At 61.0% G+C, this 26,882-nt stretch carries 27 protein-coding genes and 3 tRNA genes; 14 read left to right on the forward strand and 16 right to left on the reverse strand.

Annotated elements, in window-relative coordinates:
• Entirely contained in the window at positions 1-339 is a 339-nt protein-coding gene (locus Q0478_RS08980) for a P-II family nitrogen regulator (RefSeq protein ID WP_298678473.1), read from the reverse strand.
• 168 nt (positions 340-507) lie between these two features.
• Here Q0478_RS08980 and Q0478_RS08985 point away from each other — a divergent pair, with 168 nt between their 5' ends.
• The gene (locus Q0478_RS08985) at positions 508-2,133 is read left to right on the forward strand and encodes an NAD(P)H-hydrate dehydratase (protein ID WP_298678475.1); all 1,626 of its coding nucleotides are present in this window, start codon (positions 508-510) and stop codon (positions 2,131-2,133) included.
• On the opposite strand, the gene Q0478_RS08990 is transcribed toward Q0478_RS08985, so the two are convergent.
• The gene (locus Q0478_RS08990) at positions 2,075-2,563 is read right to left on the reverse strand and encodes a Hint domain-containing protein (protein WP_298678478.1); all 489 of its coding nucleotides are present in this window, start codon (positions 2,561-2,563) and stop codon (positions 2,075-2,077) included. The genes Q0478_RS08985 and Q0478_RS08990 overlap by 59 nt on opposite strands.
• A 137-nt stretch (positions 2,564-2,700) precedes the next feature.
• Between Q0478_RS08990 and Q0478_RS08995 the strand changes: the two genes are divergently transcribed.
• Positions 2,701-2,784: transfer RNA gene (locus Q0478_RS08995), tRNA-Leu, on the forward strand.
• A gap of 150 nt (positions 2,785-2,934) precedes the next feature.
• On the opposite strand, the gene rpmE is transcribed toward Q0478_RS08995, so the two are convergent.
• The 6 genes from rpmE to Q0478_RS09025 form a co-directional block, all read right to left on the reverse strand.
• Positions 2,935-3,156 (reverse strand): 50S ribosomal protein L31, encoded by a 222-nt coding sequence (rpmE, locus tag Q0478_RS09000; protein ID WP_298678479.1) that lies wholly within the window; start codon positions 3,154-3,156, stop codon positions 2,935-2,937.
• A gap of 14 nt (positions 3,157-3,170) precedes the next feature.
• Positions 3,171-3,548 (reverse strand): 50S ribosomal protein L19, encoded by a 378-nt coding sequence (gene rplS / locus Q0478_RS09005; RefSeq protein WP_298678481.1) that lies wholly within the window; start codon positions 3,546-3,548, stop codon positions 3,171-3,173.
• Between the two features lie 224 nt (positions 3,549-3,772).
• Positions 3,773-4,579, reverse strand: a complete 807-nt coding sequence (trmD, locus tag Q0478_RS09010) for a tRNA (guanosine(37)-N1)-methyltransferase TrmD (RefSeq protein ID WP_298678483.1) — start codon at positions 4,577-4,579, stop codon at positions 3,773-3,775.
• A gap of 9 nt (positions 4,580-4,588) precedes the next feature.
• On the reverse strand, positions 4,589-5,164 hold the full coding sequence (locus tag Q0478_RS09015) for a TIGR02281 family clan AA aspartic protease (protein ID WP_298678485.1): 576 nt from the start codon (positions 5,162-5,164) through the stop codon (positions 4,589-4,591).
• Positions 5,165-5,167: 3 nt separating this feature from the next.
• Entirely contained in the window at positions 5,168-5,800 is a 633-nt protein-coding gene (locus tag Q0478_RS09020; protein ID WP_298678487.1) for a MarC family protein, read from the reverse strand.
• The gene (locus Q0478_RS09025) at positions 5,797-7,647 is read right to left on the reverse strand and encodes an ABC-F family ATP-binding cassette domain-containing protein (protein ID WP_298678488.1); all 1,851 of its coding nucleotides are present in this window, start codon (positions 7,645-7,647) and stop codon (positions 5,797-5,799) included. Before Q0478_RS09025 ends, Q0478_RS09020 begins: the two co-directional genes overlap by 4 nt.
• Before the next feature lie 104 nt (positions 7,648-7,751).
• Between Q0478_RS09025 and Q0478_RS09030 the strand changes: the two genes are divergently transcribed.
• Together Q0478_RS09030 and ndk are read left to right on the forward strand one after the other, a co-directional pair.
• Positions 7,752-8,930: a multidrug effflux MFS transporter gene (locus Q0478_RS09030; RefSeq protein ID WP_298678489.1), complete on the forward strand. Its 1,179-nt coding sequence runs from the start codon at positions 7,752-7,754 to the stop codon at positions 8,928-8,930.
• Positions 8,931-9,004: 74 nt separating this feature from the next.
• Positions 9,005-9,427 (forward strand): nucleoside-diphosphate kinase, encoded by a 423-nt coding sequence (gene ndk, locus Q0478_RS09035; RefSeq protein WP_298678490.1) that lies wholly within the window; start codon positions 9,005-9,007, stop codon positions 9,425-9,427.
• Between the two features lie 11 nt (positions 9,428-9,438).
• On the opposite strand, the gene Q0478_RS09040 is transcribed toward ndk, so the two are convergent.
• Positions 9,439-9,777 carry a TfoX/Sxy family protein gene (locus tag Q0478_RS09040; protein ID WP_298678491.1) on the reverse strand — a complete coding sequence of 113 codons (339 nt, stop codon included), beginning with the start codon at positions 9,775-9,777 and terminating at the stop codon, positions 9,439-9,441.
• A 348-nt stretch (positions 9,778-10,125) separates the two neighbouring features.
• Between Q0478_RS09040 and Q0478_RS09045 the strand changes: the two genes are divergently transcribed.
• The 4 genes from Q0478_RS09045 to Q0478_RS09060 all read left to right on the forward strand — a co-directional run bounded on the left by Q0478_RS09045 (position 10,126) and on the right by Q0478_RS09060 (position 11,579).
• Positions 10,126-10,202: transfer RNA gene (locus Q0478_RS09045), tRNA-Asp, on the forward strand.
• Between the two features lie 29 nt (positions 10,203-10,231).
• Positions 10,232-10,308, forward strand: a tRNA-Asp gene (locus Q0478_RS09050).
• Positions 10,309-10,338: 30 nt separating this feature from the next.
• Positions 10,339-10,566 (forward strand): RND transporter, encoded by a 228-nt coding sequence (locus Q0478_RS09055; protein ID WP_298678492.1) that lies wholly within the window; start codon positions 10,339-10,341, stop codon positions 10,564-10,566.
• Positions 10,567-10,637: 71 nt separating this feature from the next.
• Positions 10,638-11,579 carry a glycosyltransferase family 2 protein gene (locus Q0478_RS09060; RefSeq protein ID WP_298678493.1) on the forward strand — a complete coding sequence of 314 codons (942 nt, stop codon included), beginning with the start codon at positions 10,638-10,640 and terminating at the stop codon, positions 11,577-11,579.
• A gap of 207 nt (positions 11,580-11,786) precedes the next feature.
• On the opposite strand, the gene Q0478_RS09065 is transcribed toward Q0478_RS09060, so the two are convergent.
• From Q0478_RS09065 to Q0478_RS09080, 4 genes are all read right to left on the reverse strand, one after another.
• On the reverse strand, positions 11,787-13,076 hold the full coding sequence (locus tag Q0478_RS09065; protein ID WP_298678494.1) for a pyruvate dehydrogenase complex dihydrolipoamide acetyltransferase: 1,290 nt from the start codon (positions 13,074-13,076) through the stop codon (positions 11,787-11,789).
• 12 nt (positions 13,077-13,088) lie between these two features.
• Positions 13,089-14,468, reverse strand: a complete 1,380-nt coding sequence (locus Q0478_RS09070; protein WP_298678496.1) for a pyruvate dehydrogenase complex E1 component subunit beta — start codon at positions 14,466-14,468, stop codon at positions 13,089-13,091.
• A gap of 14 nt (positions 14,469-14,482) precedes the next feature.
• The gene (gene pdhA / locus Q0478_RS09075; protein WP_298678498.1) at positions 14,483-15,484 is read right to left on the reverse strand and encodes a pyruvate dehydrogenase (acetyl-transferring) E1 component subunit alpha; all 1,002 of its coding nucleotides are present in this window, start codon (positions 15,482-15,484) and stop codon (positions 14,483-14,485) included.
• A gap of 217 nt (positions 15,485-15,701) precedes the next feature.
• Positions 15,702-16,010 carry a septum formation initiator family protein gene (locus Q0478_RS09080; RefSeq protein ID WP_298678500.1) on the reverse strand — a complete coding sequence of 103 codons (309 nt, stop codon included), beginning with the start codon at positions 16,008-16,010 and terminating at the stop codon, positions 15,702-15,704.
• A 175-nt stretch (positions 16,011-16,185) separates the two neighbouring features.
• Between Q0478_RS09080 and Q0478_RS09085 the strand changes: the two genes are divergently transcribed.
• Positions 16,186-16,629: a PaaI family thioesterase gene (locus Q0478_RS09085; protein WP_298678502.1), complete on the forward strand. Its 444-nt coding sequence runs from the start codon at positions 16,186-16,188 to the stop codon at positions 16,627-16,629.
• 152 nt (positions 16,630-16,781) lie between these two features.
• Here Q0478_RS09085 and Q0478_RS09090 read toward each other — a convergent pair whose 3' ends face one another.
• Positions 16,782-17,975, reverse strand: a complete 1,194-nt coding sequence (locus Q0478_RS09090) for a phosphoglycerate kinase (RefSeq protein ID WP_298678504.1) — start codon at positions 17,973-17,975, stop codon at positions 16,782-16,784.
• A 139-nt stretch (positions 17,976-18,114) separates the two neighbouring features.
• Here Q0478_RS09090 and Q0478_RS09095 point away from each other — a divergent pair, with 139 nt between their 5' ends.
• The 3 genes from Q0478_RS09095 (at position 18,115) to Q0478_RS09105 (ending at position 20,211) form a co-directional block, all read left to right on the forward strand.
• Positions 18,115-18,621, forward strand: a complete 507-nt coding sequence (locus Q0478_RS09095; RefSeq protein ID WP_298678505.1) for a peptidylprolyl isomerase — start codon at positions 18,115-18,117, stop codon at positions 18,619-18,621.
• Positions 18,614-19,165 (forward strand): peptidylprolyl isomerase, encoded by a 552-nt coding sequence (locus Q0478_RS09100; RefSeq protein ID WP_298678506.1) that lies wholly within the window; start codon positions 18,614-18,616, stop codon positions 19,163-19,165. The genes Q0478_RS09095 and Q0478_RS09100 overlap by 8 nt, the downstream gene beginning before the upstream one ends.
• Positions 19,166-19,248: 83 nt before the next feature.
• On the forward strand, positions 19,249-20,211 hold the full coding sequence (locus tag Q0478_RS09105) for a DUF3179 domain-containing protein (protein WP_298678631.1): 963 nt from the start codon (positions 19,249-19,251) through the stop codon (positions 20,209-20,211).
• A 166-nt stretch (positions 20,212-20,377) separates the two neighbouring features.
• Here the strand turns inward: Q0478_RS09105 and Q0478_RS09110 are convergent, their stop codons facing one another.
• Both Q0478_RS09110 and Q0478_RS09115 read right to left on the reverse strand, forming a co-directional pair.
• Complete coding sequence (locus tag Q0478_RS09110; RefSeq protein ID WP_298678508.1) at positions 20,378-21,928, reverse strand: trimethylamine methyltransferase family protein; 1,551 nt, start codon at positions 21,926-21,928, stop codon at positions 20,378-20,380.
• Between the two features lie 287 nt (positions 21,929-22,215).
• Positions 22,216-23,391, reverse strand: coding sequence for a pyridoxal phosphate-dependent aminotransferase (locus Q0478_RS09115; protein WP_298678510.1), 1,176 nt, complete (start codon positions 23,389-23,391; stop codon positions 22,216-22,218).
• Between the two features lie 259 nt (positions 23,392-23,650).
• On the opposite strand from Q0478_RS09115, the gene cysS reads away from it, so the two are divergent.
• Both cysS and cimA read left to right on the forward strand, forming a co-directional pair.
• The gene (gene cysS, locus Q0478_RS09120) at positions 23,651-25,012 is read left to right on the forward strand and encodes a cysteine--tRNA ligase (RefSeq protein WP_298678512.1); all 1,362 of its coding nucleotides are present in this window, start codon (positions 23,651-23,653) and stop codon (positions 25,010-25,012) included.
• Between the two features lie 106 nt (positions 25,013-25,118).
• Positions 25,119-26,729 carry a citramalate synthase gene (gene cimA / locus Q0478_RS09125; RefSeq protein ID WP_298678514.1) on the forward strand — a complete coding sequence of 537 codons (1,611 nt, stop codon included), beginning with the start codon at positions 25,119-25,121 and terminating at the stop codon, positions 26,727-26,729.
• The last annotated feature ends 153 nt before the right edge of the window (positions 26,730-26,882 follow it).

Raw genomic sequence — 26,882 nt, forward strand, 5'->3', positions numbered from 1 at the left:
TTACAGTGCTTCTGGGCCCGTCTCGCCCGTGCGAATGCGCACGGCTTGTTCAACAGGGGAGACAAAAATCTTGCCATCGCCGATCTTGTCGGTTTTGGCGGCATCAACGATGGCTTCAATGGCTTGGTCGACAAGGTCGTCATCGACCACGATCTCAAGCTTTACCTTGGGCAAAAAATCGACAACATATTCGGCACCACGGTAGAGCTCCGTGTGGCCTTTCTGGCGGCCAAACCCCTTCACCTCGATGACTGAGAGCCCCTGAACGCCGATGTCTTGCAACGCCTCTTTGACTTCATCAAGCTTGAACGGTTTGATGATGGCTTCGATTTTTTTCATCAGATGGCCCCCTTTTTTAGGTCACTGCGGAAAGACCACTTCCCCCGATGGAGTGCAAACGATTAGGATGAACCGGTCACGCTTGGCTGCGTGCGAAATAGGCATTTGCACAAAAAATATGCAGGTAGATCAAAAAAAGCGCAAAACTGAATCGTTGAGGGCAATCCCATGACCGAGCTTATCACCGCAAAACAGATGCAAGCCCTGGAGCAGGCGGCGATAGAAGCCGGGCAAGTGAGCGGCCTTGAGCTTATGGAGCGCGCGGGCAAGGGGGTGGTTGAGGCGATCTTTGAGGAATGGCCCGACCTGGCTTTGACATCACATAGAGCCGTTGTGCTGTGTGGGCCCGGAAACAACGGCGGGGATGGTTTTGTCATCGCGCGGTTGTTGAAAGAGTGGGGCTGGGAGGTTTTTGCTTTTTTATATGCAAACCCGAACAAGCTGCCGCCGGATGCGCTAGTCAATTTCCACCGTTTTTCACAGCTTGGCGTGGTGCACCCTTGGTCTGTGCAGGCCATTCGGGACATATGTATGAATGACAGCGAGCCGACCACTCTTCTTGTGGATGCGCTTTTTGGAACGGGGATCTTACGAGACTTGCCGGCGGAAATTGCAGCTCTTCAACAGGAGGGCGTCTTGCCAGAGCAGATCAAGCGGGTGTCCGTTGATCTTCCAAGTGGGCTTTGTAGCGACAGCGGAAAAACCTATGGCGGCAAAGACAGCGGAGCCTTGCAGAGCGCGCTCACGGTCACCTTTCACACACCAAAGCTCGGCCATTTTCTGTGTGACCCCAGCCACCCTGATGGCAAGAGCCCATGCACAGACAAGGTGGTTGTGAAAGATATTGGCCTCAAGGGGCCTGCTCCGCGGGAGGGTGTGACCCTGCTGCAAGCCCCGGTTGGGCAAAGTCTTGCCAAGAGCCGGGGGCATAAGTATGAGCATGGCCATCTGCTTGTGCTTTCTGGAGGAGCGGGGCGCACGGGGGCAGCGAGGCTCGCGGCGCGCGCGGCGGTGCGCGTTGGGGCAGGGCTCGTCACGCTGGGAGTGCCGGCCTCGGCGCAATTGGAAGTGGCCTGCCAGATCACGGCGATCATGCTGACAAGGGCAGGCACGACAGAGGAGCTGAGCGCGGCGCTTGAAGACAGGCGTATCAACGCGATTTGCCTCGGACCTGGTCTGGGTCAGCGCCGCGCGCGCGCGCTGGTCCCCCTCGTTCTGGGCCACGCGGGCAAACCCTGCGTTGTGCTGGACGCGGATGGGTTGAGTGCTTTTGAGCACGATCCGGAAGCACTTTTTGATCTGTTACATGACAAATGCGTTCTCACACCCCATGCGGGCGAGTTTGGGCGACTTTTTCCCGATCTGGCGGCCAAGATGGAGGCCAGTGCGCGAGGTGGGGCGTTATATTCCAAAGTGGATGCCGCCCGTGAAGCGGCGCAGCGCGCGGGTTGTGTAATTCTGTTGAAGGGGGCTGATACAGTTATCGCGCAGGCGGATGGGCGCTGCTCACTCAACGCGGCGCTCTATGAACGCGCGGCGCCTTGGCTTGCAACGGCGGGTGCTGGAGATGTCCTTGCAGGCTTTATCGCCGGGCTCTTGGCGCGCGGGTTTGCGCCCATGGCGGCGGCTGAGGCGGGGGCATGGCTTCATGTTGCCTGCGCCCTCAGCTTTGGGCCGGGCTTGATTGCGGAAGATCTCCCCGAGGAGCTCCCCAAGGTCTTGCGGCAGTTTGGCCCTATGCTGCGGTCTTCAAAGGGCACTCAATCGGAGCAAATGCGAGCTCCAACCCGTTGACATAAACAACATGCGACGAGTCAAAGTTAAGCTTGAAAAGCTTTAATTTTTGCCGTCCTGTTTCACGCACAGAGCTGCCGTTCACCAGCTCTCGTGCGGTAAAAAACGCTTGGTCTTGAGCCGTTGTGGGCCTGTAATTCATGTCTCTGACCAGCAATTTTTGGGTGGCGGCCAATAGGCTATTGCTGTCTGGCCGGCTCGGGCCCAAGGCTGCGGCCCCAACAAAAACGACATCACACTCAGCCTCGCTAACGTCAACGCTGCGCAAAATGGCCATTCCCGTGTCACGGGTGATAACGCGATCACCCGGAGTCAGAAACTCAACGGGCAGCGCACCCTCCAGTGTCAAAACAACACTGCCAAGTGGGATACCCGCCGCAGCGGGCGCAATTTGGACTTGTGCAGACTCTGCTGCTGAAAAGGGCTTCATTTTTCACCCGTATGTTTGACTGCCTCAGTTTTTTAACGAGGATAGGGTAACAAGATGTAAATGTCGCGATTTTTTGTTTCCTTGCCTGTCGTTTTTTCTCGCAAAGCTGTCAGGCTGCCGCTATACCGCGCCCGGATGCGGGTGTGGCGGAATTGGTAGACGCACCAGATTTAGGTTCTGGCGCCTATGGCGTGGGGGTTCGAGTCCCTTCACCCGCACCAATATTCTTTACTTTGAATTTTTTTTGCCGCCCTGCGCGGAGTTGACTTGCCAAAGATCTGGCCAGGGGCCCGTCACCGGCGCGCCCGGGCGGATACAAAAACGCCGCCCCAAACTGGAGCGGCGTTTCATTATGAACACGGATTGGTGGCTTAGAAGCCGAGACCTTCGTATTTCTTTTTGAACTTGGAGACACGGCCGCCCGCATCCATCAGGCGCGCGCCGCCACCGGTCCAGGCAGGGTGGGCTGACGGATCAATATCAAGCGCGAGCGTGTCGCCTTCTTTGCCCCATGTGGAGCGCATCTTGAGGACCGTGCCATCTGTCATCTTGACGTCGATGAAGTGGTAATCGGGGTGAATATCTTTTTTCATGGTCTCTCTCCCGCTTACGCTTCAGCGCGTGGCTTGTAGTTGGTGACTTCGGCGATACGCGCCGATTTTCCGCGACGTGCGCGCAGATAGTAGAGTTTGGCGCGGCGCACACGGCCACGGCGCACAACTGTGATCTCGTCAATGTTTGTCGAGTGGAGGGGGAAAACCCGCTCAACACCTTCGCCAAAGCTGATCTTGCGCACGGTGAACGAGCCGTCAATGCCCTTGCCGTTTTTGCGGCTGATGCAGACGCCTTCATAGTTCTGGACACGCGTGCGCGTGCCTTCGGTTACTTTGAAGCCCACACGAATGGTGTCGCCTGCTTTAAAGTCAGGGATTGTTTTGCCGAGCTGAGCAATTTGCTCCGCTTCGATTTCTCTCAGAAGGTCCATTGACCATCTCCTATTTTGCTCGCGGTTTTCTCCACGAAGTTTTGGCGCGTCCCATAGCTCCGTGTCTTCGGTCGGGCCGTTTGAGGCGCCCGCAGGAGAGTAGGCCGACATTGCTTGTCGTATGAGTGTGTTGCAAGGCGCTGAAGAAGGCGCATAACACAAGTAGCCCAGAGCCACAAAAGTGATTCCAGACGTGGGCCTTCTAGGCTTGAAAACACTTCAGATCAAGGCTTATCGACAGTTTTTGCATTCTGCAGCGCTTGCCACATGTCCGGGCGTCGCGCCTGTGTGAGCTCTTGAGACATTTTGCTGCGCCACTTGGCAATTTCCCCATGGTGTCCAGACATGAGCACCTCGGGAATGGGGTGTCCCTCCCAGTCGGCTGGTTTGGTATATTGGGGATGTTCCAGAAGGCCGTTTGAGTGGCTCTCTTCCTCTGTGCTCTGGGCATTGCCGAGCACCCCCGGAATAAGGCGCACGGTCGCGTCCAGAAGGGCCTGAGCCGCGATTTCCCCGCCGGTCAAAACATAATCCCCCAGCGACGCCTCGACCACGCCATAGTGGTCCAGCACGCGTTGGTCGACACCCTCAAAACGGCCACAAAGCAAGGTGGCGCCGGGCCCGGCGGCAAGGCTTTTGGCCATATTTTGGGTGAAGGGTTTGCCCCTTGGACTCATATAAATCAGGGGAAGGCGGGTTTGCGCGCGCTGGCGAGCCGCCTCGATTGCCGCACCAACGACATCGGCGCGCAAAACCATACCCGCGCCGCCGCCGGCAGGGGTGTCATCCACATTGCGGTGTTTGCCGATCCCGAAGGGGCGCAGATCAATCGCATCCAGCTGCCAGAGACCGTCCTTCAGCGCCTTGCCTGTCAGGCTCTGGCCCAGAACGCCGGGAAAGGCATCGGGAAACAGCGTTATGACCTGCGCGGTCCAGACATTGGCGAGCTGCTCGTCTTCCATCAAGGCCCGTGGCTTGAGAGACGGGCGGATCGCTTTGCGGCCATGGGATTTGCTGGGTGTATCGCTCATGGCAGTGGCTTAGCGCTCAAGGCGCAGCATGTCACGCGTGATAATGATTTTCTCAAAGCGCCGCAGGTAGCTCATACCCAGCAGGGAGCCTTTGAGCACGCCTTCGTTCACATAGGCGCGCACATTTGTGTCAACAAGGCCGTCCACATCAAAGCGTTCCAACACCACCGGAGCGATTCGCACGCTGCCATTGGCCGTGTTGGCCGTTTGAATATAGGCAAGCGTCTCAAGCCTCAGCCCTGCGCGCGCGGCGTCGTCCTGGCTGAGCACAATGCCGGTGGCACCGGTATCTACCACAAAACGAATATCAGCGCCGTTTACCTTGGCGTTGAGATAATAATGGCCATTGGCCTCGCGCGGCAGTTCGATAGTGCCGGAGGAAACTGTAACGCTCTGAGTGTTACGAAAAGGTGAAACCAGCGTCTCGCCGAAGCTGTAGACGCCCAGAGCGATGGCCAGAACCAGAACCCACCGCAGCATTTCCTGCCCCAAAGGCGAGAGCTGCGCGCGCTTGGGCCAGAGGCGCCAAACAGCGAGCAGGGCAATAACCAGCGCAAGAACGAGAAGGCCAGCCCAAAGCTCCATAGTCTAGCCGCCTGTTGCAAAGCCAAAGGCGCTGAGCCCGTCCAGAACGAATTGCACCGCAAGGGCCGCCAGCAACATGCCCAAAAGGCGGGTGGCCACGTTGATGCCTGTTTTGCCAAGTGCGCGCTCCAGAAGATTGGAGGCCTGAAGCGACAAGAACACCACGAACAAGACCACAGCAACCATGCCAAGCACTGTAAAAGTGCCCGTTATTCCGGGCACTTGACCCGCCAGAAGAATGACCGTTGCAATTGCCCCGGGGCCGGCCAGAAGTGGCACGGCAAGTGGAAAGACCGAGGGATCATGGCTTGGGTCCGGCTCGTCCGAGGCCTGATCTTCGCGCCGCTTTGTGCGCCGCTCAAAGAGCATTTCGAGCGCTGTGAGAAACAGCAGGATGCCACCGGCCACACGGAAGGCGGGCATGGAAATGCCGATGAAATGCATTAGCGCTTCGCCAAAAACCGTAAAGGCGGCAAGGATGAAGAAGGCGACAAGACAGGCGCGCAGGGCAATGCGGCGCCGTGCGGCGGTGGGTGTGCCTTGGGTGAGGGTTGCAAATATCGGGGTGAGGGCGATCGGGTCGATGATCACAAACAGTGTGGCAAAGGCCGAGATAACGAAGGCTGTGGTGATCATGTTTCGGCCTCCTCAAGCTTGGCGAGGGCTGCTTCCCAGAGCGATTCTGCACGTTTGAGGGCAACTTTCAACTCGCCGTCTTTGCGGCGCAGCTCGGGAACGGCGTGTTTGCGCTCAGAATAGAGCGTCGGATCGGCCAGCATTTCGTCCATTCGGGCGCGCATTCTTTCAAGCTTTTCAACGCGCTCTTCGCATTTGCGCACCTCAGCGCGCAGCTCCAGAAGCGACAGGCGCGGCGCGCGTTTGGGCTTGGCGGGCTTTTGCGCCTGAATATTTTTTTCAGATTTTTTTTCAGGCGCGCCGAGCAGCAAGGCGCGGTAGCTTTCAAGGTCCCCCTCATAGGGCTTCACGGCCCCATCTTTGACGAGCCAGAGGCGGTCGGCCACGAGGCCAAGCAGGTGCATGTCGTGGCTGACGAGAATAACCGCGCCCGTGTAGGCGGTGAGCGCTTCCACCAGCGCTTCGCGGCTTTCGATATCAAGGTGGTTGGTTGGCTCATCGAGGATGAGCAAATGCGGCGCATCCAACGTGGCCAGCATGAGCGAAAGGCGGGCCTTTTGGCCGCCGGAAAGCTTGCCCACGAGGGTTTCGGCCTGCTCAGCACCAATGCCAAAGCCCCCAAGCCGCGCGCGCAGGCGGGCGGGCGTTTCAGAGGGGCGCAGGCGGCGGATGTGATCTATCGGGGTTTCGTCGATGAAAAGCTCATCGACCTGATGCTGCGCAAAGAAACCGACCCGCAGCTTTGAGGAGGTGACCATCTGGCCGCGCATCAGCTCAAGCCGGCCCGAGAGCAGCTTTGAGAGCGTAGACTTGCCCTCGCCGTTGCGGCCCAGAAGCGCGATACGGTCGTCTTGGTCAATGCGCAGATCAAGATTTGACAGGATCGCCTTGCCATCATAGCCCACAGCGCCACCCTCGACGCGGATGATGGGTGGAGAAAGCTCTTCGGGCGAGGGGAAGGTGAAGCGCTTGAGCGCCGCTTCCTTGGGGGTGGTGATGGGCTTGAGCTTGGCAATGGCCTTGATGCGCGACTGGGCTTGAACGGCCTTGGACGCCTTGGCGCGGAAGCGGTCCACAAAGCTTTGCAAATGCGCTTTGCGGGCTTCGATCTTGCGGTTCTCGGATTCGGCCACGGCAAGGCGCGCGGCGCGGGTCTCGGCAAACGTGTCGTAGTTGCCTTGGTAGAGCGTGAGTTTCTTGTCTTCCAGATGCAGGATCGCGCCCACGGCCCGGTTGAGCAACCCGCGGTCGTGGCTCACGATGAGCACGGTGTGGGGGTATTTTGCCAGATAGCTCTCAAGCCAGAGCGCGCCTTCGAGGTCGAGGTAGTTTGTCGGCTCATCGAGCAACAAAAGGTCTGGCTCAGAAAACAGAACCGCCGCCAGAGCCACCCGCATCCGCCAACCACCGGAGAAGGCGGAGCAGGGTTGGTGCATCTCTTCGGCCGTGAAGCCAAGGCCCCGCAGGATGGTGGAGGCGCGCGCCTCGGCGCTCCAGGCGTCGATGTCGGCCAGGCGTGTCTGCACTTCGGCAATGCGAGCCGGATCTGTGCTTTTGTCTGCCAGAAGGGTGGCGCGCTCGGTATCGGCGGCCAGCACGGTGTTGAGCAGCGACACCTCGTTGCCGGGCACTTCCTGTGCCACGCCACCGATGCGCGCGCGGCTCGGTAGGCTGAAAGAGCCGGTGTCGAGCGGCAGCTCGCCACGGATGACGCGAAAGAGCGTTGTCTTGCCCGTGCCGTTGCGGCCCACAAGGCCAACTTTGTGGCCTGTCGGAATGGAGACGGAGGCATCTTCAATGAGAAGGCGGCCCGCGACGGAGTAGGATATGTTTTCAAGCTTGAGCATGGCAGCGCCTTAGCAGAGGCTTTGGCCCCTTGCCAGAGCCGAAGCGCTTGTGAGTGCTGACAAAGAGGCGTAACGCTGCATAGGCCGAACACAGGTTAACAAACATGCCCGCCCGTCAGCCCAAACTTATCACGCTTATCCTGCTTACCTCGATTTCGGTCTTGTCGCTCAACATGTTTCTGCCCTCGCTGGCGCAGATGTCAGAGAGCTTTGGGGTGAGCTATGCCGTGATCTCGATTGCCGTGGGCGGCTATATGGCCGTCTCTTCGGTGTTGCAGATCATCATCGGGCCGCTCTCGGACCTTTACGGGCGCAGGCCGGTGATCCTTGTGAGCATGGCCCTTTTCGCGCTGGCCTCTTTGGGCTGCTATCTGGCCAGTGACGTCTGGGTGTTTCTGGCCTTCCGGATGCTGCAAGGCGCGGTGATCTCGGGGCTGGTGCTGAGCCGTGCTGTGGTGCGCGATATTGCCCCGCCAGAGGAAGCTGCGCGGCTTTTGGGGGTGATTGGCACAGCGATGGCGCTTGCGCCCCTGATGGGGCCAGTGCTGGGGGGCTTTCTCGGCGAGACCTTCGGCTGGCGGGCCAGTTTTGCCGCCTATGGCCTGATGGGGGTGTTGATGCTCGTCCTGAGCTGGAAAGACCTGAGCGAGACGAACCTGACCCCCTCCAAGAGCTTTACGGCGCAGTTCCGAGCCTACCCAGAACTTTTCCAAAGCCGGCTCTTCTGGGCCTATTGCCTCTGTCTTGTGGGCTCCATTGGCGGGTTTTACGCCTTTTTGGGCGGTGCTGCGCTTGTGGGCGAGGGGGTTTTCGGGCTCACGCCTTCACAGCTTGGGTTTGGCATCGGCTCGATCTCGGCGGGCTTTATGCTGGGCAATTTTCTGACAGGGGTGCTTTCGGGGCGGGTGAGCATGTGGCAGCTGATGCTGGCCGGGCGGCTCTCGGCGACCTTTGGGCCGCTCATCATCATCGGTGTGATGGCGCTGGGGGCGATGAATTTCTGGGTGATGTTTGCCGGGGCTACTTTTGTGGGGCTTGGCAACGGGCTGACGCTGCCTGCGGCCAATGCGGGGGTGATGTCGGTCAATCCGCAGCTGGCGGGCAGTGCCTCGGGGCTTTCGGGCGCGATCACGATCCTTGGCGGAGCCGGGGCGACGGCGCTGACGGGCGCTTTGGCGGCTGGCCCACTGGGCGCCTATGTGTTGCTTGGCCTGATGGCGGCGAGCTCGGGGTTGGGGCTTCTGGCTGTGCTCTGGATTGGGCGGCTGGAGCGCGTTCAATAGCGCTTTTCAAAGCACAAAGCCCGTGGTAGCAGGGCGCAAATTTAACTTTTCCAATGCAACAGGAGCCTAAACCCATGGCCATTCAACGCACCTTCTCGATCATCAAACCCGACGCCACAAAGCGCAACCTCACAGGCAAGATCATTGCCAAGTTTGAGGAAGCCGGCCTGCGCGTTGTGGCGTCAAAGCGTATCCAGCTGACACTGGCGCAAGCGCAGCAGTTTTATGGTGTGCATTCTGAGCGCCCCTTCTTTGGCGAGCTGTGCGAATTCATGATTTCCGAGCCAATCGTGGTTCAGGTTCTGGAAGGCGAAGACGCCATCGCGAAAAACCGTGAAGTCATGGGCGCAACCAACCCTGCCGAAGCGGCAGACGGCACGATCCGCAAGGAATTCGCGCTGTCCATCGGTGAGAACTCCGTGCACGGCTCAGACGCGCCGGAGACAGCGGCTGAAGAGATTGCCTTCTTCTTCTCAGGTCTTGAGCTGGTCGGCTAAGCAGCCAACGGCTAAACCTTCCGCTCGATCACACCGATCGCATCGAGGGCCGCTTCCATCTGGGAGCGGCCTTTATCTTTGGGAGGGGTGGCGGCTTTGAGGGCGTCAAACGCCTTGCGAAGCTCTTGTTTTTCTTTGCCTTTACAATCGTTCCAGGGGCGGCCCTGAAGCGCCATGTGCAGCACATAATATCCGATGAAATGGGGCCGCACTCCGCTGTTCAAAAGGCGCGTATAGGCCGCATCTGCACCCAGCGTGCGCAGCTCTTCTGCCGAGGTAATGCCGGCCTTTTCAAAGGCGGCTTCCATGGCGGGGCCGAGGTTGCGGATGCTGGAGATAGGCGTGCTCATGGCGCGAGTTTAGGGCGCGGCGCGCGGGCTGTCACCTTAAAGAGAGGCGTAATCTGTGATGGCCGGGGCCTTGGGGCCGGGCTTGGGGCGCTCGCGGGCCTCTTTGGGGGCCGGGCTTGGGGGCTTTGCAGCGGGCATGGCTGGCTCCTTTTGGATGTGGCTCGCAGCAAATGGTTACAAAAAAATGTGAAGAGGGGCAGGCAATAATGAGGCAAAATTGTGAAGCGGCTGTAGCCGTGGCCTGTGAGGCACAATTTTTGGCCAAAGGTTGGGTTTGAGCGCTTGACGCGGGCGGGGGCTGCGCATATGACCTGCCTCACGCTTTAGAGCATCTGGAGTGTGCAGTGAGCGGTTGTAGCTCAGTTGGTTAGAGTACCGGCCTGTCACGCCGGGGGTCGCGGGTTCGAGCCCCGTCAACCGCGCCACCACTGCCTGAAGCATCGACGTGAAATGCGCGGTTGTAGCTCAGTTGGTTAGAGTACCGGCCTGTCACGCCGGGGGTCGCGGGTTCGAGCCCCGTCAACCGCGCCACTTTCTCCCTTTCTTAACGATAGGTTAATTATGCGGATGGTGCTTCAGAACATTTCCTGGCCCATCGTGCTGATTCTGGTGGCGTTTCTGGGCTTCGCGCCCCTTGTTCCGGAGCCTCATATCTGGGAAAAACTGAAATTATTTTTAGCGGGCGACTTGCGCGCGCCGATCGACATTTTTGACTTTGTGATGCACGGCGCGCCCTTCCTTCTGGCGGTGGCAAAACTTGCAGAGCTTTGGACACGGCCAACAAAGTGATTCTCATTTTGCTATGCAGGGGTTAAAGCTGTCTGAAGGCTGCGCGCCTGCGAGAGAAGTGAGTAACCAGTATGCCCAAATCTGCCCCACCCAAATCTATTCAGCCCAACTCTGACGGCTCCAAGCCTGCCGCCGTTAAGCCTGCCGCAAAGATTGCGGCTGTAACCATGCTGCGCGATGACCTTTTTTTCCTGAAGATCTGGCTGGATTACTACGGCGCGATGCTGGGGCGGGAGAACTGCTATATTGTCAACCATGGCCACAACCCGGCGGTGACCGAGATGGCCCGAGGCTGCAACATTATCGGCATTCCCGGCGATCACCATAAGAACTTTGATATGAAGCGCTGGCGTTTGCTCAACAACCTGGTGCAGGGGCTCAACGCCTATTTTGACCATGTGATCGTGGGGGATGTGGATGAGCTTGTGGTGCTGGACCCGCGCCTTGGAAGCTTGCCGGAGTTCCTGGCAACACAAAAGCAGCGGCAAGTGATCACGCCTTTAGGGCTTGAGGTGATCCACCGGATTGAGCTGGAAGAAAAGCCGATTGAAAACAAGGTTCTGGGGCCGCGTGCTCATGTGCGTATTGCACCGCATTACTCAAAGCCCTGCATCATTTCGGCGGGGGTGAAAATTGCCCGTGGCGGGCATTTTACCCAATATGAAAAGATCAACGCACCCGAGGGGCTCTATCTCTTTCATCTCAAATATTGCGACTTTGCCGAATACGCCCGCGCGATGGACCGCCGCAACGCTGTGACCAAAGCGATTGGGGCCAGCAAGAAAGAAACCGCAATTGGCGGGCACTGGTTCTCGGATGCACGGGGGGAAGACCGCGAGGTCTTTGAAACCATGGGGAAATTTGAGATGCAGGAGGGCTTTGATGTGCAGCCTTACCGGCAGGCCATGATCGACACCTTCGCGCCGCGGGGGGACACCGGGTTTTTCCATTTTGCGCGCCCTGAATATGAGGTGCAATTCAAGCTGCCGGAGCGGTTTTTCGGGATTTTTTGAGGGGAGTGGTGCGCAGTGAATGCGCACCCTACGGGGGCGTTAACCTTTGCAAGTGAGCGCTGATTCTGGGGGGGTGATATGCGTGCACACCCCGTGCACAATGCGTGCACCGCCCAAACACCGGTTTTGGACAAAGGCCAAATGTAAACGCCGCGCACGGGGCGTTTACCCCCTGCGCGGCGTTTGTTAACTTTTCGCGGTTTCAGCTCAGGCGAGCATGGCCATCGGGTTTTCCAGATTGTCGACGATATGCTTGAGCAGCTCGGCCCCAAGCGCGCCGTCGATCACGCGGTGATCGACCGACATCGTGACAGACATCACAGTTGCCACTGTCAGCTCACCATCGCTGCCGACCACGGGCTTTTTCACCCCGGCGCCCACGGCGAGGATGCCCGAGTGGGGCGGGTTCACGATGGCATCGAAGTTTTCAACGCCCATCATCCCTAGGTTGGAAATGGCGAAGCTGCCGCCTTGGTATTCGTGCGGGGCAAGCTTGCGGTCGCGCGCGCGGGCGGCGAGGTCTTTCATCTCGGTTGAGAGGGCGGAGAGCGATTTCTGGTCCGCATCCTGAAGCACGGGCGTGAAGAGGCCGCCTTCGATGGCCACGGCCACGGCCACATCGGAGGCTTTCATCTGCAAGACACGGTCGCCCGCCCAGACAGCGTTGGCCGTGGGCACGGCTTGCAGCGCGAGGGCTGTGGCCTTGATGATGAAGTCGTTGACCGAGAGCTTCACGCCACGGGCCTCAAGCTGTTTGTTGAGCTGGGCGCGGAAGGCCATGAGCGCATCGAGCCTGATCTCGCGGCGCAGGTAGAAATGCGGGACCGTCTGCTTGGCCTCGGTGAGGCGGGCGGCGATGGTCTTACGCATCCCGTCGAGTTTGACCTCTTCGTAGGTGCGCCCCTCATAGGCGCGGGCGACCGTATCGGCGCTCGGGCTGGCGGGCATGGCGGCGGGGGCGGCTGCTGCGGATGCTGCGGCCTGCGGCGCGGGCGTGGCACTTGGCTTGGCATCGCTGACATCGGCCTTGATGATCCGGCCTTTGGGGCCGGTGCCTGTGATCTGGGTGAGATCGAGGCCCTTCTCGGCGGCGATGCGGCGCGCGAGGGGGGAGGCGAAGAGGCGCGCGCCATCTTTTTGCGGCGCGGCGGGGGCGGCTGGCGCTTCGGCGGTTTTGGGCGCGGGCGCTGCTGCCTCTGAGGCTTGCGGGGCGGCCTCGGCTTTGGGGGCTGCGCTGATGTTTGATGCGCTTTCGCCGTCTTCCAGAAGCACGGCGATGGCGGTGTTGACTTTCACGCCTTCTGTGCCTTCGGCCACCAGCAGCTTGCCGATGATGCCTTCGTCAACGGCTTCAAATTCCATGGTAGCTTTGTCTGTCTCGATTTCGGCGAGAAGATCGCCCGAGGCGACGGTATCGCCCTCTTTGACGAGCCATTTGGCCAGCGTGCCTTCTTCCATCGTGGGGGAGAGGGCGGGCATGAGGATTTCTGTTGGCATATGCGCGCTCCCTTAGCGGTAGGTGACTTGTTTGACGGCGGCGACCACCTCATCGGTGGTGACCAGCGCGTGCTTTTCGAGATTGGCTGCATAGGGCATGGGCACATCTTTGCCTGTGCAGTTGATCACCGGTGCGTCGAGGTAGTCAAAGGCGCGCTGCATGATTGTGGCGGAGAGGTGGTTGCCAATGGAGGCGACGGGGAAACCCTCTTCGACGGTGACGCAGCGGTTTGTCTTCATGACCGAGGCGAGGATGGTGTCATAGTCAATCGGGCGCAGTGTGCGCAGATCAATCACCTCGGCGGAGATGCCTTCCTCGGCGAGCTTCTCGGCGGCTTCGAGCGCGTAGGTCATGCCGATGCCGAAGCTGACGAGGGTGACATCGGAGCCTTCACGCCAGATGCGGGCTTTGCCGAAGGGCACGGTGTAGTCTTCCAGCACTGGCACATCGAAGGTTTTGCCATATAGGATCTCGTTTTCAAGGAAGATCACCGGGTTTGGGTCGCGGATGGCGGTTTTCATCAGGCCTTTATAATCGGAGGCCGAGTAGGGCATGACAACCTTGAGGCCCGGGATTTGGGCATACCATGCGGCGTAGTCCTGTGAGTGCTGTGCGCCAACACGGGCGGCAGCGCCGTTGGGGCCACGAAAAACCATGGGCGCGCCCATTTGGCCACCGGACATGTAAAGGGTTTTGGCGGCGGAGTTGATGATCTGGTCAATCGCCTGCATGGCGAAGTTGAAGGTCATGAACTCGACGATGGGCCGGAGCCCGCCAAAGGCTGCGCCCACCCCGATGCCGGCAAAGCCATGCTCGGTGATCGGGGTGTCTATCACCCGACGTGCGCCGAATTCTTCCAGCATTCCCTGGGAGATCTTGTAGGCGCCTTGGTATTCGGCCACTTCCTCGCCCATGAGAAACACGGTGTCGTCGCGGCGCATTTCTTCGGCCATCCCATCGCGCAGGGCCTCGCGCACGGTTTGTTGCTTCAGCTCGGTGCCTTCGGGCCAGTCAGGCTCCAGAGGCGCGGGGGTGATGGCCGCTGGGGCCGCATGCGCTGGGGCCGCTTGCGCGGCGGTGGCGGGCGCGTCTGACCCTTGCGGGGCAGCCTCGCTTTTGGGTGCGGCGCTGATGTCAGCGGCGGTTTCACCCTCTGCGAGCAACACGGCGATTGGGGTGTTCACTGTCACGCCCTCGCTGCCTTCGGCCACGAGCAGCTTGCCGATGATGCCTTCGTCGACGGCCTCAAACTCCATAGTGGCTTTGTCTGTCTCGATTTCTGCGAGGATGTCGCCAGAGGCGACGGTATCGCCTTCTTTCACCAGCCATTTGGCGAGCGTGCCTTCTTCCATGGTGGGCGAGAGGGCGGGCATGAGAATTTCGGTTGCCATTGTGTGGGTCTCCCTCAGGCGTCTTGGGTGGCGTAGATGTCAGTCCAGAGCTCACTCAGGTCAGGCTCGGGGCTTTCCTTGGCAAAATCGGCGCTGGCGCTGACAATGGCTTTGATTTCCTTGTCGATGTCCTTGAGCGCCTCTTCTGTGGCGTGTTTGCCTTGCAGCAGCATGGTGCGCACATGCTCGATCGGATCGCGCTCCTCGCGCATTTTCTGGACCTCTTCGCGGGTGCGGTATTTGGCCGGATCAGACATGGAATGGCCCCGGTAGCGGTAGGTTTTGACCTCCAGGATATAGGGCCCTTTTCCGGCGCGGCAATGTGCGGTTGCCGTCTCGGAGGCGGCTTTCACGGCCAGGACATCCATCCCGTCGACAATCTCTCCGGTAATGCCGAACGCCGCGCCGCGGGTGTAGAGGTCTGGCGTGGACGTGGAGCGGTTCTGGGCTGTGCCCATGGCATATTGGTTGTTTTCGATCACAAATATGACCGGCAGCTGCCAAAGCGCGGCCATGTTGAAGGTCTCATAAATCTGGCCCTGATTGGCCGCCCCATCGCCGAAATAAGCAAAGGTCACATTGTCATTGCCCTTGTATTTATCGGCAAATGCCAAACCCGCACCAAGCGGGACTTGCGCCCCGACAATGCCGTGACCGCCATAAAAATGCTTCTCCTTGGAGAACATGTGCATCGAGCCGCCCTTGCCCTTTGAATAGCCGCCAATCCGGCCCGTGAGCTCGGCCATAACCCCGTTCGGGTCCATTCCGCAGGCCAGCATGTGCCCATGATCGCGATAGGAGGTGATGCGCTTGTCGCCGTCTTTGGCGGCGGCCTCAAGCCCGACAACCACGGCCTCCTGCCCGATGTAGAGGTGGCAGAAGCCGCCGATCAGACCCATGCCATAGAGCTGGCCTGCTTTCTCCTCGAATCGCCGGATGAGCAGCATATCCTTATAAAAAGCTTTCAGCTCCTCTGGGGAAGTGTTTGATTTTGCTTTTGTTTTGCGGGTAGCCATTGGCGCGCGCCCCTTTCGTAAACAGGTAGTTTAGCGTTAAACCATTTCTTACACGAAATTTTCTTGCGTGGCGAGGTTTATTTTCTGCCCAAGCCCCGAACGGTTGAGCTGCTCTCAAGGCCGCCTGTCGTGCGGGGCCTTTGTCTTTCTTATTGCTGAAAATATCCCCGCCGGAGGCTCCTGAGGGGGCAGGCGCATCCGCGGTCTGTGGGGCGCTCTAGCGGATGACGATTTCGTCGGCGCGCACATAGCCAAGGATGTCGCGGGCGCGTTCGGAGAGCAGGTCTAGATCGAGGAAATCATCCGAGAGCCGTGTGGTGAGGTTTTCCATCCGTGCCACGCGGGCGTTGAGCGCGGCCAGCTCTCGCGCGAGCTGTTTTTGCTCGGCCTCGATTTCGGCGCGGCGGAAGAGGCCGTAATCGCCCTGAATGGCGGCAAAGGTAAAATAGAGCGTGAGGCTGAAGGCCACGGCGAAAAACACCAATGTGCCAATGGCGGGCGGATTGCGGGTGCTGCCTGTGCTCATGCTCTGTCTTTGTGCCTCGTGCCCGCTTTGCTGCGGGCTTTGTTTTTGTGGCCTCTTGCGGGCCGTCCTCACCCTGCAAAAAGGGGGCGGCTTTGGCAAGCTGTGACGCAGGGTTGTTGTTGGCTTTGGCTAAAACGCGAGTCCAAAATGCCACAGATCATCTGGGAGGGGTGCCGTGCAAACCTATGGAGACTTTGAGGCGCGGGTGCGCGAGAGCTTTGGGCGCCAGAATATGATGGCCGAGCTGGGCGTGACGATTGCCTCGGTGGGCGCGGGTGAGGTGGTGTTTGAGATGCCCTTTCAGCCGCGCTTCACGCAACAGCACGGCTTTTTGCACGCTGGTGCGATCAGCTCGGTGCTGGACTCAGCGGCCGGATTTGCGGCGCTTTCGGTGATGCCTGAGGAGGCGGGGGTGTTGACCATCGAGATGAAGATTTCGTTGATGCGGGTGGCAAAAGCGCCGGCTTTTCGCTTTGTTGGCCGGGTGGTGAAGCCGGGGCGCACGGTGGTTTTTGCCGAGGCGGTGGCTTATGGCCTTGAAGACGGGGCTGAAACAGAGGTTGCGCGGCTCACCGCGAGCATGATGGTTGTGAGCGGGCGCGCGGGCGTTGTGGGGTGAGCGTGGTTCGGGTTTTCCTTCGGAAAAACCCGATCCGCTGGGGGCGCTGCCCCCAGACCCCCTGCCGATGAGGGGGCCAGCCCCCTCAAACACCCCCGGGATATTTTGGGCAATAAGAAAGAGCTATTGGGATGGATGCCGGTTTGGGGGGATCAGCCGCCGAGGGCGGCGACACCGGGCAGGGTTTTGCCTTCCATCCATTCGAGGAACGCGCCGCCGGCTGTGGAGATATAGCTGAAGTCCTCTGCCGCTTCGGCGGCATTGAGCGCGGCCACGGTGTCGCCGCCGCCGGCCACTGTGATAAGCTGGCCTGCGCGGGTCAGTTCGGCGGCTTTGCGCGCGGCGGAGCCTGTGGCGGTGTCAAAGGGGGCGATTTCAAACGCACCCAGCGGGCCGTTCCAGATCAGGGTTTTGAGGCCTTCCAGCGCAGTGAGGATGGCGGCGGTGCTGTCCGGGCCGGCATCCAGCACCATTTGGTCGCTTTCAAGCACGGTGTCGGCGGTGAGTGGCAGGGTTTCAAAGGGCGCACCTTCCTGAAAGGCGCGCGCCACGGCACCATCGCTGGGCAGGATGAGGTTGCAGCCCTTGGCCTTGGCCTTGGCAATGATGTCTCGGGCGGTGTCGAGCATGTCGGCCTCTACGAGCGAAGCGCCGAGGTCTGCGCCCTGGGCCATGAGGAAGGTGTTGGCCATGCCGCCGCCGATGATGAGGACATCGAGCTTTTCGACGAGGTTTGACAGCAGGTCAAGCTTGGTGCTGACCTTGGCGCCGCCCACGACCGCGCCGACCGGGCGGGTGGGGCGCGCCAGCGCGCTTTCGAGCGCGGTGAGCTCGGCCTGCATCAGGCGGCCGGCGCAGGAGGGCAGGTGGCGGGCCACCCCCTCGGTAGAGGCATGGGCGCGGTGGGCGGCGGAGAAGGCATCGTTGCAATAGACATCGCCCAATGCGGCGAGGCGGGCGGCGAAAGCCGGGTCATTGGCTTCTTCGCCTGGATGAAAGCGGATGTTTTCCACCAGGATGACCTCGGCGCTGCGGGCTTCTTCGGGCAGGGTTTCGGCGGCATCGAGCGTTTCCACAAAGGCGACCTTGCGCCCGAGCGCGGCTTCCAGGGCCGGCAAGACAACGCGCAGGCTCATATCGAGGACGACTTTGCCCTTGGGGCGGCCGAAATGGGCCAGCAGCAAAGGCTGGCCGCCTTTGGCGAGGATGCTGTCAACTGTGGGTTTGATGCGCGTGATCCGGCTGGCATCAGAGACGCGGCCGTTTTGCAGCGGCACGTTGATATCGACACGGGTGAGCACGCGTTTGCCTGAAAGGTCCAGATCGTCCAGTGTCAGCCATGCCATCGGGTGGTCTCCTTTGAAATGCAATTTGGCTGCGGTTTGGCGCGATTGTGCGCAATCGTCAAGCTCTGGTGGCGCGCGGGCTTGTCGTGCGCGCCAATGCGGCTTAGGTAACGGGCAAACATTTTGACAGGAGTGCCCCATGGCCGATTACAAAGACCCGGAAAACACGATTTTGATGGAACTCAAGGATGGCACGGTTGTGATCGAGCTGATGCCGGATATTGCGCCTGAGCATTGCGCACGCATGAAAGAGCTGGCCCGCGCGGGCAAATATGACAATGTGGCGTTTCACCGTGTGATCGAAGGGTTCATGGCCCAGACAGGTGATGTGCAGCACGCCAATATGGAAGTGGATTACAACCCCGGGCGCGCGGGCACCGGCGGCTCTGATTTGCCCGATCTTCCGGCCGAGTTTGGCCGTATTCCGCACGCCCGTGGCAGCCTTGGTGCGGCGCGTTCGGCCAACCCGAACTCGGCCAACAGCCAGTTCTTTATCAACTTCAAGGACAACGACTTTCTCAACGGGCAATACACCGTTTATGGTCAGGTCACGAGCGGGATGGAGCATGTCGACAAGATCGCCCGTGGCGAGCCGCCAGCCAGCCCTGACCGGATGATCAGCGTGAAGGTGGCCGCGGATGCGTAAGCTTTTTCTGGCAGCTGCGCTGATGGCGGCCAGCCCGGCGCTGGCCACGGGCCTCAAGATCGAGGTGGCGGGGGAAGCCAATGGTGTGATCACGATCGACCTTCTGGAAGACGTGGCGCCCAAGCATGTGGAGCAGATCGCCGCTCTGGCGGCGGAAGGCCAATATGACGGCGTGGCCTTTCACCGGGTGATTGACGGCTTCATGGCCCAAACCGGCGATGTTGTGAACGGCAAGATCGCGGGCGGTAATATGGCCATGGCGGGCACGGGCGGCTCTGAGCGGGCGGATTTGCGGGCGGAGTTCTCCGATATTCCCTATGAGCGCGGGGTTGTGGGCATGGCCCGCAGCCAGAACCCGCACTCGGCCAACAGCCAGTTTTTCATCATGTTTCGCGAATACCCCTCGCTCAACGGGCAATACACCGTTGTGGGCCGGGTGAGCGCGGGGCTGGAGGTTCTGGATGCGATCAAGCGTGGCAAGGGGCGCAATGGCGCTGTGATTGGTGCGCCGGATTATATGAAAAGCGTGACGGTCACCGACTGATCACACCTGCGTGGGGCGGCTGTGCAAAGCCCGCCCCATCGTGCAAGCTCTCTGACACCGGGGAGGCGCTTGCCGTGAAACACATTTTAAAACACATCCTGACAGTCGGTCTTGCGCTTTGCGGGGCTGTGGCCTCTGCGGAGCCGAGTTTCTGGAAGCACGAGTGGCCAGAGACCGACTTCTCCAAGACAAGCGTGGAAAGCTGGGTCGAGATCCTGTCGGGCGGGCCGGGGAAAGACGGGATTCCTGCGCTGAGCGACCCTGAGTTTGTGCCTGTGGGCGAGAAGCAGGGGCTGGGCGCGCGCGAAGGCGTGATTGCGCTGGAAATGGGCGGCGCGGCGCGGGCCTATCCGCTGCGCTACCTCATGTGGCACGAGATTGTGAATGACGAGGTGGGCGGCGTGCCTGTGGCGGTGACCTTTTGCCCCTTGTGCAACTCGGCGCTGACGTTTGAGCGGCGTGTGGACGGGCGGGTGCTGACGCTGGGGGTGACCGGCAAGCTCAGGGCCTCTGATATGGTGATGTATGACCGCGAGACCCAGAGCTGGTGGCAGCAGGCCACGGGCGTGGGCATTGTGGGCGAGATGACAGGCATTGAGCTGGTGAGCCTGCCAAGCTGGATGGAAAGCTGGGAGAGTTTTGTGGCGCGCAACCCTGAGGGCCTTGTGATGGCAGAGCCTGCGCACCGCCGCGCCTATGGGGCGAACCCCTATGTGGGCTATGACAGCAGCGCGCGGCCGTTTTTATACAGTGGCGAGAGGCCGCCGCACGGGATTGCGCCGCTGGCGCGCATTGTGCGCGTGGGCAACCGCGCCTGGCCTTTGACGCGGCTGGCGGAGGCGGGCGAAATTGCCGAGAGCGGCGTGGTGCTGAGCTGGGCGGCGGGGAAGGCCTCGGCTCTGGACAGCGACACGGTTGCGGCGGGGCGCGATGTGGGGCAGGTCCGGGTGCGCGACATGGGTGGGGCAGATATGGTGCATGATGTGATGTTTGCCTTTGCCTTTCATGCCTTCTGGCCTGAGGGCGACTGGATGTTGGGCAAGTAAAAGGCGCGCTCACGCGCACAGGTTTTGCGCCGCGGCTTTGCCGCGGTGCTGGGGGCTTTGCCCCCGGTTTCAAAAGCCTGAGGCTTTTGAAACCTCCCCCAAGGTATTTTGGACCAGAAGAAGCAGGGCGCGTTTCACATGTGCAGCGCCCTGCGGCTGGGCCGTTTTAGGCCGGCAGGTGGATGGTGAACCTGTCGCGAAGGGCTGCATCTGTGGCGGCGTCAAAGCGTGCGGGGGCGCGGCGGGCGAGGATCTCCTGTTTGCGCGCGGTTGCCTTTTCAATCAGGTCGGGCTTGTCTTTTTCGACCCATTCCTTGGGCGAGGTGCGATCGCCCAGCGTGGGGTAGACGTGATCGGACTGCATCCGGCTCAGGGTGGCTTCGGTGCCAAGGTAGTGGCCCGGGCCGCCGAGGCAGACCTCGCGCATTTGATCCAGCGCCAGGGTCATGTCATCGACTTCGATGCCGCGCACACAGCGTTGGGCCTGGCCGATCAGATCATCGGCGAGAATGAGGCTTTCATGGCAGAAGCCGAGCAGGGAGGCGTGCATTCCGGCGGCCTCATAGACCATGTTGAGGCCGGAGAGCCCTGTCATCACGGCTGAGCACATTTGCTCCCAGCCCGCTTGCATGTCGGGGAGTTTGCTGTCGCTTGCCCCGGCAGCGGCCCCGCCGGGGAGGCCGTAGAATTTGTGCATCTGCGCGCAGCCCGCCGAGAGCAGGGCTTGTTCGCCTGAGCCGACGGTCATCGCCCCTGTGCGCAGATCAAGGCCGAAGGGCCATGTGCCGAAGATGGCCGGGTGACCCGGGGCCATGGCGTTGACATAGACGATGCCGGCGAGGCATTCGGCAGTGGCCTGGACAATCGCCCCGGCTATGGTGCTGGGGGCGGTGGCACCGGCCATGCCAGCGGAGAGCAAGAGCACGGGCATTCCACCGCGGATACAGGCTTCCATGACCTCGCAGGCTTCTGTGGCAAATTTCATTGGTGGCACGACGAAGCAATTGGAATTGCTCACAAAGGGGCGGGCGCGCCAATGGCTTTCGCCGCCGGCGATGAGGTGGAGCATGTCCAGCGCATCGGGCACGAAGCTTGGCTCTGTGAAGGAGGTGCCGATGTGTTTTGTGGTGCCCGCGCAGCAGGCGTAGATGGTGTTGAGGTCCATTTCGCGGTTGTCGGGGATATCGCGGCAGACCATGGGGCGTTGGACGAAGTGGATGTTGTCCAGCTCGTGGGCGATTCGGGCGGCGTCGTGCAGGTCTTGCAGGGTGCTGTCGCGGTAGCTGCGCCCGTCGGGCTCGACCATGTTCACTGCGGCCCCGGCTGTGCCGTAATGCACGCGCGCGCCCTCAAGCAGCATGTCGTGTTGCGGATCGCGGCCAAAGAGGGTGATCGACTTGGCGGCTTTGGCGAGCATGTCTTCCACCAGCGCGCGGGGGAAGCGGATGCGGCCATCCTCGCCCAGGATGGCGCCTGCCTCGGTGAGAATTTTGACGCCCGAGGGGGGCGCATCGCAGAGGCCGATGGTTTCGAGCGCCTCAAGCGCGGCTTCGTGGATTTTGAGCACATCGGTGTCGCTGAGCGGTTTGTAGCGCCCCCCTTCCATACCGGGGCGTATGGGGCGGGAAGCGGCGCTCAGCGGCGCGGCGCGGGCCGCGCGACGGGCGGAGCGCCCCCCTGAGCGAGCGGATGTTTTGATGGGTGTTTGGTCGGTCATGGGGCGGTCCTTGCAAGCAAAATCAGGGGCGTGAGAGGGGCGGGAGGAGCCGCTCTCACGGCCGCCCGCGGGCCGCACGGCCACGCTCGGCACCGATGGTGCGAATCACGAGGGATATTTTGCAAAACGGGGCCTGCATGGCGCGCCTTTGGGTCGGAGGGCTGTCTTATGTCCGATTAGGGCGCGCGGCGCGGCGCGATTCTGTTCTGGCTGCGACATTCTGTCGTTTTCGGCCAGTGGCGCCCGGGCGGCGCGCTTGGCCGCAGGCTTTGGGGGCCTGGGATTGGTTAGGCCAGGGTGGCACCGAAGGCGACCATCTCCTTGAGGGCGGCCTCAAAGGGTGCATCGGGGATCGTCATGGCGACGCGCACATGGCCTGCGGCGGCGGTTCCGAAGCTTTCGCCGGGCATCACGGCAATGGCGCGCTCTGTGAGCAGCCTGTCTGCGAAGGCATCGCCCGTGAGGCCGCTCGCGCGGATGTCGAGCATGAGATACATCGCTCCGGAGGGGGGCGAGAGGCGCAGGGCGTTCTGGCCCTTGAGCGCGGCTTGGGCAAGCGCGCGGCGGCGCTTGAAGGGGGCGGCGATCTCTTCCTCGAAGGTTTCGCCAAGGCCAAGCGCGAAGAGGGCGGCCTGCTGGGTAAAGCCGGCAACCCCGTAGTTGGTGTTGGTGAGCAGGTTGGTGACATGGCCCATGGCATGTGCCGGCCCGACGAGCCAGCCGACGCGGCTGCCTGTCATGGCGTGGCTCTTGGACATGGAGCCGACCACGAATGTGCGCTCGGCCATCCCCTCCAGCGCGCGAATTGAGAGATGCGCGCCCTCCCAGACCTGGGTGTCATAGACCTCGTCTGAAATCACGATGAGGTCGTGTTTGTGGGCGATTTGGGCGAGTCGCTCCAGCGTGTCGCGGGTGTAGACGGCACCTGTGGGGTTGTTGGGCGAGTTGATCAGCAAGGCTTTGGCACCGGATGTGGCGGCTGCCTTGTCAAGCGCGTCAATATCGGGCTGGAAGCCGTTTTCGGCCGGGGCCGTGACAGCCACGGGCACCCCGCCGACAGAGCGGATCGTGCCCGGGTATGTGGCATAGTAAGGGTCGATGTAGAGTGCGCTGTCGCCTGCGTCGAGGGCCGCGCGAAACGCGGCAAAGAGCGCGGCCTGTCCGCCGGCTGTGATGAGCACATTGTCCAGCGCGGTGCGCACCCCGGTGCGGTGGGTGAGGCGTTCGGCCACGGCTGTGCGCAGCGGGTCTATTCCCGGCACCATGGCGTAGCCCGTGGCCCCGCCAAGCGCGGCGCCGTGCATGGCTTCAAGGATGCGGGTGTCGGTTTTGATGTCATGTTCGCCAATCGTCAGCTCTGTGACATCGCGGCCCTCGGCGATCATCTTGCGCGCTTTGATAAACAGCTCCCAGCCGTCGGACCCGCCGCCTGTGATCTGGGTGAGGGTGTTGGACAATCGCATGGGCGCCTCGCAGTGAGAAGGGTTTGGGGCCTATGGGCCTTGCTTGGTGGGCAAATGTCAACGCCTGTGGGCGGTTTTTCTTGGCAGGGGGCTGGGGATGGGCTAGGCAGGGGTATGAACCGGAGAAATTGCATCATCTGCATTGTATGCTGCATTCCAACCTGCTGAGAGATCAGGCGGGCGGTTCTTCTTATTCCATCTTTTTGTGTAAGTTGCTATGCCCGCCACAAGAGCGCATTTGCGCAAATAGGGCCGAGCTATGACCGAGATCAAACTCTACAACACCAAGACCCGCGCCAAAGAGGTTTTCACGCCGATCGAGGCTGAAAATGTGCGCCTGTATGTCTGCGGGCCGACGGTGTATGACCGTGCGCATATCGGCAATGCGCGGCCTGTAATTGTGTTTGATACGCTGTTTCGCCTGCTGCGCCATGTCTACGGCGAAGGGCATGTGACCTATGTGCGCAATTTCACCGATGTGGACGACAAGATCAACGCCAAGGCCGCCGAGACGGGCCGCAGCATTGGCGAGATCACCGATGAAACCATTGGCTGGTATCTTGAGGATATGGCGGCAGTTGGGGCGCTTGTGCCAAGCGCCATGCCGCGCGCCACAGGCTATATTGGCGAGATGATCGCGATGATCGAGGCGCTGATTGAAAAGGGCCATGCTTATGCGGCCGAGGGCCATGCGCTGTTTCGGGTGCGCTCTTATGCGCGTTATGGCGCGCTTTCGGGGCGCGATGTGGACGATATGATCGCCGGGGCGCGGGTTGAGGTTGCGCCTTACAAGGAAGACCCGATGGATTTTGTCCTCTGGAAGCCCTCAAGTGCTGAGCAGCCCGGATGGGACAGCCCCTGGGGGCGCGGGCGGCCCGGCTGGCATATTGAATGCTCGGCCATGGCCAAGGCGCTTTTGGGCGATGTGTTTGATATTCATGGCGGCGGGCTGGATTTGCAGTTTCCGCACCACGAAGACGAGATCGCCCAGAGCTGCTGCGCCAACGGGACAGAGGAGATGGCGCGGGTCTGGATGCACAACGAGATGTTACAGGTCGAGGGCAAGAAGATGTCCAAGAGCCTTGGCAACTTCTTCACCGTGCGCGACTTGCTCGCGCAGGGCGTGCCGGGGGAGGTGATCCGCTTTGTGATGCTGTCGACCCATTACCGCAAGCCGATGGACTGGACCGAGAAGAAGCGGGAAGAGGCGGAGAGGACGTTGAGAAAGTGGCGTGAGCTGAGCAGTGGTGAGAAGGCCGGTGAGGTGAGCCCCGCGATTGTTGCGGCACTGGCCGATGACCTCAACACGGCGGGCGCTTTGGCCGAGCTTCACAGGCTGGCCGGCGCTGGCGATGCCGCGGGGCTGAAGGCGTCTGCGGCTTTGCTTGGGCTCTTGGGCGCAGAGATGGGCGCTTGGGCCGAAACGACGGGTCTCTCAGCCTATGAGACAAAGATGTCTGAAGCGCGCGCGGCGGCCATGCAGACCAAGGATTTCTCCGAGGTCGACCGCCTCAAGGCTGCGTTCATCGCAGCGGGGCTGGAAGTGCGCATTAGCAAGGAGGGTGTCGAGCTGGTGCCAAGCGCCGGGTTTGATGTGGGGAAGCTGGAGGGGTTGCTGTGAGCTATGACAGGCAAATCGGCGGTGCGCATGAATGCGCACCCTACGGCGCGCGGCCCTTCGGTAGGGTGTGCATTCATGCGCACCATCCTGGCCGGGAGGGCGCAGCATGACCCGCGAACGCCTTTACCTTTACGACACAACCCTGCGCGATGGGCAGCAGACGCAAGGCGTGCAGTTTTCCACGCCTGAAAAGCAGCGCATTGCGGCGATGCTGGACGCGCTGGGCATTGATTACATCGAAGGCGGCTGGCCGGGGGCGAACCCGACGGACAGCGCGTTTTTCAGGGAAGCGCCCAAGACGCGGGCGCGTTTCACCGCCTTTGGCATGACCAAACGCGCGGGGCGCTCGGCGCAAAACGACGATGTGCTCGCCGAGGTGATGAACGCGGGCACAGACACGGTCTGCCTTGTGGGCAAGACCCATGATTTTCATGTCACCACCGCGCTGGGGATCAGCCTTGAAGAGAATATCGAGAACATCCGCGCGAGCATGGCCTACCTCGTCTCCCAGGGGCGCGAGGCGCTGTTTGATGCGGAGCATTTCTTTGACGGCTACAAGGCCAACCCTGCCTATGCTCTGGCCTGCCTGAAGGCGGCAGAGGAGGCGGGCGCGCGCTGGCTTGTGCTCTGTGACACCAACGGTGGCACGCTGCCCCATGAGGTCTATGAAACCACAAAGGCGGTGACCCAAGCCGGGATTGCGGGCGAAAAGCTCGGCATCCACACCCATAACGACACGGAAAACGCTGTCGCCTGTAGTCTTGCCGCCATCGACGCGGGCGCGCGGCAGGTGCAGGGCACGCTCAACGGCCTTGGCGAGCGCTGTGGCAACGCCAACCTCACCACGCTCATTCCGACGCTCTTGCTCAAGGAACCCTACGCCAGCGCTTACGAGACAGGTGTGAGCCGCGCCGCGCTGGAGGGGCTGACGAAAGTGAGCCGCACGCTGGATGATATTCTCAACCGCGTGCCGATGCGCCAAGCAGCCTATGTGGGGGCCTCGGCCTTCGCCCATAAGGCCGGGCTGCACGCCAGCGCCATTCTCAAAGACCCGAGCACTTACGAGCATATTGTGCCGGAAAGTGTGGGCAATGCGCGCATCATCCCCATGTCCAACCAAGCCGGGCAAAGCAACCTTAAGAAACGGCTGGAAGATGCTGGCCTTAAAGTGAAAAAGGATGATCCGGCGCTGGGGTTGATCCTTGACCAGATCAAGGCGCGCGAGGCGGAGGGCTACACCTATGACAGCGCGCAAGCAAGTTTTGAGCTGCTTGCGCGGCGCGCGCTTGGGCAGATGCCGGAATTTTTTGAGGTCAAGCGCTACCGCGTGAGCGTGGAGCGGCGCAAGAACAAATACAACAAGATTGTCTCGCTCTCCGAGGCGGTTGTCGTGGTGAAGGTCGATGGTGAAAAGCGCCTCTCGGTGAGCGAAAGCCTGGATGAAACCGGCTCTGACCGCGGGCCTGTCAACGCGCTCGCCAAAGCCTTGGCCAAGGATTTGGGCCGCTATGGCGAGGCGATTGCCGATATGCGGCTGGTGGACTTCAAGGTGCGCATCACCCAAGGCGGCACTGAGGCCGTCACCCGCGTGATCATTGACAGTGAAGACGGGCAGGGGCGCCGCTGGAGCACCGTGGGCGTTTCGGCCAATATCGTCGATGCGAGCTTTGATGCGCTTCTGGATGCGATCAACTGGAAGCTTTTGCATTCGGGGTGATGTCACCTTGGCGCTTCGCTGAGGGCAGGATATGTCAGCTGTAGGTTACACAGCGGGCCAATAGGGATAGAGGCAATGGCATGGCGCGGGCTTTTTGTATTGACATGTTTTGAGGCGGTTTGGGCCTTTGCGCTCAAACTCTCGGAGGGTGTC

This window comes from uncultured Lentibacter sp. (genome assembly GCF_937123735.1).
Taxonomy (GTDB): domain Bacteria; phylum Pseudomonadota; class Alphaproteobacteria; order Rhodobacterales; family Rhodobacteraceae; genus Lentibacter.